At 51.7% G+C, this 4,663-nt stretch carries 10 protein-coding genes and 1 pseudogene; 8 read left to right on the top strand and 3 right to left on the bottom strand.

All coding sequences use genetic code 11. The annotated features are described in order from the left end of the window. A pseudogene (locus tag KDK15_RS14735) lies at positions 1–202 on the bottom strand (hypothetical protein); the annotation flags it as partial. Next, positions 199–516, bottom strand: coding sequence for a hypothetical protein (locus KDK15_RS14730; RefSeq protein WP_257296143.1), 318 nt, complete (start codon positions 514–516; stop codon positions 199–201). The gene KDK15_RS14730 and the pseudogene KDK15_RS14735, both read right to left, overlap by 4 nt. A 267-nt stretch (positions 517–783) precedes the next feature. On the opposite strand from KDK15_RS14730, the gene KDK15_RS14725 reads away from it, so the two are divergent. Continuing rightward, positions 784–1,413, top strand: a complete 630-nt coding sequence (locus KDK15_RS14725) for a helix-turn-helix domain-containing protein (protein ID WP_257296142.1) — start codon at positions 784–786, stop codon at positions 1,411–1,413. Here the strand turns inward: KDK15_RS14725 and KDK15_RS14720 are convergent. Continuing rightward, positions 1,408–1,635: a RusA family crossover junction endodeoxyribonuclease gene (locus KDK15_RS14720; RefSeq protein WP_257296141.1), complete on the bottom strand. Its 228-nt coding sequence runs from the start codon at positions 1,633–1,635 to the stop codon at positions 1,408–1,410. The two genes, KDK15_RS14725 and KDK15_RS14720, sit on opposite strands and share 6 nt — an antisense overlap. A 126-nt stretch (positions 1,636–1,761) precedes the next feature. On the opposite strand from KDK15_RS14720, the gene KDK15_RS14715 reads away from it, so the two are divergent. The 7 genes from KDK15_RS14715 to KDK15_RS14685 all read left to right on the top strand — a co-directional run bounded on the left by KDK15_RS14715 (position 1,762) and on the right by KDK15_RS14685 (position 4,597). Further along, positions 1,762–2,028 (top strand): hypothetical protein, encoded by a 267-nt coding sequence (locus KDK15_RS14715; protein ID WP_257296140.1) that lies wholly within the window; start codon positions 1,762–1,764, stop codon positions 2,026–2,028. Continuing rightward, positions 1,997–2,362, top strand: coding sequence for a hypothetical protein (locus tag KDK15_RS14710; RefSeq protein ID WP_257296139.1), 366 nt, complete (start codon positions 1,997–1,999; stop codon positions 2,360–2,362). Before KDK15_RS14715 ends, KDK15_RS14710 begins: the two co-directional genes overlap by 32 nt. Further along, positions 2,331–2,840, top strand: coding sequence for an ERF family protein (locus tag KDK15_RS14705; protein ID WP_257296138.1), 510 nt, complete (start codon positions 2,331–2,333; stop codon positions 2,838–2,840). The genes KDK15_RS14710 and KDK15_RS14705 overlap by 32 nt, the downstream gene beginning before the upstream one ends. A 61-nt stretch (positions 2,841–2,901) precedes the next feature. Continuing rightward, entirely contained in the window at positions 2,902–3,396 is a 495-nt protein-coding gene (ssb, locus tag KDK15_RS14700; protein WP_257296137.1) for a single-stranded DNA-binding protein, read from the top strand. A 10-nt stretch (positions 3,397–3,406) separates the two neighbouring features. Beyond that, entirely contained in the window at positions 3,407–3,664 is a 258-nt protein-coding gene (locus tag KDK15_RS14695; protein ID WP_257296136.1) for a hypothetical protein, read from the top strand. A gap of 132 nt (positions 3,665–3,796) precedes the next feature. Next, complete coding sequence (locus KDK15_RS14690; RefSeq protein ID WP_257296135.1) at positions 3,797–4,378, top strand: hypothetical protein; 582 nt, start codon at positions 3,797–3,799, stop codon at positions 4,376–4,378. A 12-nt stretch (positions 4,379–4,390) separates the two neighbouring features. Continuing rightward, positions 4,391–4,597: a DUF4224 domain-containing protein gene (locus KDK15_RS14685; RefSeq protein WP_101746061.1), complete on the top strand. Its 207-nt coding sequence runs from the start codon at positions 4,391–4,393 to the stop codon at positions 4,595–4,597. The last annotated feature ends 66 nt before the right edge of the window (positions 4,598–4,663 follow it).

Here is a 4,663-nt window from a genome sequence, read left to right as displayed (position 1 = left end):
GCTCGGCAATCGCTCGTTCAACGCTCGGCTCGTCCCAGTTAAGGTCTGCCGCCATATAGCCTTTTGGCATCCTGAAGATACCAATCAGATTCCCATGACCGGTGGTCAACAGATACAGAGCCAACAGTCTGGCTTTATCTGACAGCGGCTGAATATCATCACTGATCCAGAACTGGCTGGAGACCTTGCCAAACTCTTTCATTGGTCAACTCCTGCCAGTGGTGCTTCTTTTGGAAAGTACCTCGCCGCCTGCAGGGGATTCTTCTGATTCAGGCTCATCCACTTTTTCAGAAAGATCACCACGTTTTTAGCCTCACCCGGCTGGTCCCAGCGATCGATCATGTAGTGAAACGCTTTCAACAACTGTTCGCCCACATCAATATCCGGATTTTCCCAGCACAACTCTTCATACAGTGATGCCGAGGTTGGCATGGCGGGCTGTCCTGCCAGTGGCCACAGAATGTCCTGCCAGCATTGTGGCTGGTCGGGGATACCCAGTTCGTCGGTATGGATCATGGGGTACCTCCTGCGGTGCGAGCGAAGAGGTTGGCTGGTGCTCTGAACTGAGTATGAGGCTGAGATTGGCTCATCACATCTTTCCTTGAGAATTGGTTTTTATCGTCATAGCTTTGCTTATTCAAAGATTATCAAGAGAATGCGTTGCTTTTAGATTATTTGTAAATAGCCCGACTCATCCAAAGCGAACTCTCGCCCTTAATCAATGGCTCCTAGCCGTGTACTATTTTGCTTATGGATAATGAATAACAGTAATTGGAAAAGAACGTGACAAACTGGACAGATCGGGTCAAAAGCAAAGCCCAAGAGCAAAATCTGAAAAATGTCGATATCGCCCGCGCCGTGGGTTGCACGGAAGGGACATACAGTTTGTGGATGAGTGGCGCCCGGAATCCGAAGCTGAATAACAAAATCGCCATCGCTGACGTTCTTGGCGTTTCCATTCACTGGCTGGAGACCGGCGAAGAGCTGCCGGACCCGAAAACCCTGCCCTACATCAGCCTGGATAAGGCGAGCGCTTTCTTTGATGAACTCGATGAAAGACGACAGCAGGTACTCTCGGAGTCGGCCATCTGCATTATTGAGTCGGACCACAAGAGCTTTCTGTTACGGATGGAAAACGACACCATGGTCAACCAGACCCCATCCGATATGGCGATCAGTATTCCCAAAGGTGCCAAAGTTCAGGTGGATACCGTAATTGCCCCTGAACCGGGGAAGATCCTGCTGATAGAACACGACGGTGAACTTTCGCTTCGCCTGTGGAACCCGATCAGCAAGTCGCAACACAGTCTGCGATTCATCAATCGGCTGTACGGCACTTTTGATCTTAACTATGCGGGGGATATCAAGGATATCTACAAGGGCACTGCCGTCGGTGTCAGCTTCCTGTTATAACGGCCAGCCGATCACCAGCACACCAGGCTGCTGTCCATAGACCTTGATGCAGCGGCCATCGACAATTTGCCGGTCGTCTTCCCAGAGAATCCCATTCAGGGCATCACAATACAGCTTGGCGATATTGTCGAAGTCCGGCTTCACCGCCGGGCATATGCCCCCTGCCTGCGCCTGACCGGCTTTCGTCCCTGACCAGCTTGATGGAATCGGAAAGACCGCCACCACCAAAAACTTTGCAATTATATAAATATGAAAAACATTTAATTTACAAAAATAAGGAATCTTTAATGGACGCAGTCACCCGCGATCTCAACCGGCACCTCAATGCCATTGACGACAGGGAAGCCCGTGAAGAGACCATCAAGTCCGAGCTGGAACGGGTTGAAACCCACATTCAGGCACAGAGATCACAAGCCCATTATCATTGCCGGTTTTGGCGTTCTGACCCCGGGCAACTTCCTGACCTTTCTTACCCTGGAAGAATTCCACCCCATGCAGGGCTACCGCTGGCTGGCAGTAAAGCAGCTGGTACATGACTGCAACGACGAACACTCCCGGCTCTCCGGCTGGGACATTATCAACTATGCGAGCAAGCGAGGTTATTGCCGTGGTTAATGAGATAAAAACTGAAGCGATAAACCGGCTGGAAGAATCCGTCGTTACGGGTATCATTGACTGGCTGAACATCAACCAGTACACCTACGACTACGGCAAGGTCTGCATTCTGAAAGACCAGATCGCCAGCAGTATCACGCCGGATATGACCGTGCTCCAGATCTATCGGGTTATCAGGGATGAAATCGCTGCCTGGCGTAAAGACCCGAAAACGGCAGATGCCGTAATCGTTGATTTCCGCGCCTGGTGCGAACTGCACCGCACATTATCCAGTGCATTGGAAAAGAGTTTCCGAATGGAAATTGCTGACCAGGTACTCCTATGCCTCCATTGATGATGTGGTTGCTGCAGTTCAGCCGGTTCTGCATCGTTACGGCCTGAGCTACTGGTTTGAACAACAGCAGAGCGGACCATCCATCACTATCACCTGCAATCTGGGTCATGTATCCGGCCACTCCATCTGTAACACAGCCACCGGCTCTGTGGATAACACCGGCAACAAAAGCGCTCTGCAGCAGATCGGTTCTACCGTGACTTATCTCAAGCGTCAGACCCTGGTAGGTATTCTGGGCGTGGCCTGCACGGACGATGACACCGATGGTTATGTGCCCGATATGAATGGAGATACTCAACCGCAGACTCAGGCCCACTACCCCGATGCAGACTTCCAGCGTCTGTTACCGGAATGGCGGGCATCCATTGAGTCCGGCCAACAGAGTGCAGATCGCATTATCCGCAAAATCAGGTCCAAAGCGCCACCCACCCCACAACAAGCACATCAACTGAAAGCCATCCAACCACGAGGCCATTAAATGGACATTCTCGATATTCAACAGGGGACGCCGGACTACAAGAAGAAAAAGAGACCGCCTGATGGCCGCATCCCTGAACCGTGTCACCCTGATTGGCAGACTGGGCAGAGACCCGGACTGCAAAGCCACTGCCAATGGTGATGCCGTCACCATCCTTTTCCTGGCCACCGAAGAGAGCTGGAAAAAAGACGGCCAGAAACAGACCCGCACCGATTGGCATCGTGTTGTGCTGCATGGCAAGACCGCCGAACTGGCGGCTCAGGACCTGGCCAAAGGCCACAGAGTCATGATCGAAGGCCAGCTCCAGACCCGCAAATGGCAGGACCAGAACGGCCAGGATCGTTACCAGACGGAAGTCGTGCACAACGGCTTCAATGGCAAGCTCCTGTTCCTGGAAAAGAACCCCAACAACCCACAGCCTCAGCAGGCTCAAACCCAGCCACAGCAAAGAGCATCACAAAACCAGTATGCCAATGCCCGTAATGGCGCAACACAGCAGCCCGGCCAGAGCCATTACGAGCAGTACGATGAATACGACAGCTCAATTCCATTTTAAGGAGACAAGGATGTCCAAACTGACACTGGAAGATATTTCCCTGAGCCCGGCCATTAGCGGTCTCGCCCGATCTTCTGACGGTGAAGAGCACTTGATAGCCGAAGAGCTGAGAGCCAGAAGAAGTGCCCAGGCCAATATCACCACTCTTGAGCAGGCGGAACTGAAAATCCGTCGGGCCGGCATTGTTCAGGATGAAAAGGTAGAAGGTAAGCAGTTATTGCAAAGTATGCGGGCTGAGTATCAAAGACCCAACGGATTCTCTCCATAAGCAGATTAACCGGCATGGATTTATTGCGGGAAAAGACTTTTCCGAATCGTTTCGGAAAAGTATCGGAGGCTGGCCGGGCAAGGTTTACCACTTCACAATCAATGCCGCGAACCACCACATGATCCCCGTCAGGTGAACAAGTTACTGGAAGCGGCAGGACTTCAAATCAAAATCGATAGCCTGTGGGTACCCACCGATCAGGGCCAGCCTCTGTGTGAAATCCTCGATACCGGAAAAGCCCATAACAGTGGTGCGCCAGTAAAACAGGTGAAGTGGTATCAGACCGTACTGGATCGCTTGCAACCGGCTCTCCCCGATGAATCCAAAACTGAATCGATCGATCAGGATTGCCGCTATGCTGATCCTGCACCTGAATCGGAAATAGTTGGCTCTGATACCGATGAAGAGCCAGTACAAAGAAAACAAAAACGCAAACGTAACCGCTACGAGCTGGATGATTACTTCTCCCTGGTAGAGCTGGGCGAATTTATTGGTCGCAGCCGTCAGCATGTGGTGGAGGTACTGGAAAAGCACCGGCTCATCAAATGGACTGGTCAGGGCAAAAGAGGCAAGTACCTGTTTACCGATAAAGGCTGGCAGTTCGGCCTGATGTACGACCCGACGGAAACCTTGTTCCACAACCGCAACAGTAAGCGACTGACCACCAGTAATGCCCAGCCTGTGTTGGGGTACGACATTCTGAAATTCTTTTAACGGGCGTGCGACATGGATGCGCTGATTTCCCAGCCTGACCTGATGGCGTGGTCGGGCATTAAACAAAAAGCGGCACTGGTCAAATGGATGGTTCAAAACCGGATACCGTTTTACTACGGACGTAATGGCGAAGTGGTCACCACCTACGCCGCCATTAACCAGCCATTGATCGGCACCGAGATACAACAACCCAAAAAACAACCACTCAAATTCCTATAGGAGATGTATTGATGGGAAGACCGCGCAACAAAGAGAATGCCCAATTGCCAGACGGTGTTTATCGCA

Source organism: Endozoicomonas sp. YOMI1 (assembly GCF_024606345.1).
Taxonomy (GTDB): Bacteria; Pseudomonadota; Gammaproteobacteria; order Pseudomonadales; family Endozoicomonadaceae; genus Endozoicomonas.
The sequence above is the reverse complement of the archived record's forward strand: the minus strand, read 5'-3'. Positions and strand labels throughout refer to the sequence as shown.

Excerpts from the sequence above, each read along its gene's own strand:
- KDK15_RS14730 (WP_257296143.1), bottom strand. The coding sequence starts at position 516 with ATGATCCATACCGACGAACTGGGTATCCCCGACCAGCCACAATGCTGG.
- KDK15_RS14710 (WP_257296139.1), top strand. The coding sequence starts at position 1,997 with ATGCGAGCAAGCGAGGTTATTGCCGTGGTTAATGAGATAAAAACTGAA.
- ssb (WP_257296137.1), top strand. The coding sequence starts at position 2,902 with ATGGCCGCATCCCTGAACCGTGTCACCCTGATTGGCAGACTGGGCAGA.
- KDK15_RS14695 (WP_257296136.1), top strand. The coding sequence starts at position 3,407 with ATGTCCAAACTGACACTGGAAGATATTTCCCTGAGCCCGGCCATTAGC.
- KDK15_RS14685 (WP_101746061.1), top strand. The coding sequence starts at position 4,391 with ATGGATGCGCTGATTTCCCAGCCTGACCTGATGGCGTGGTCGGGCATT.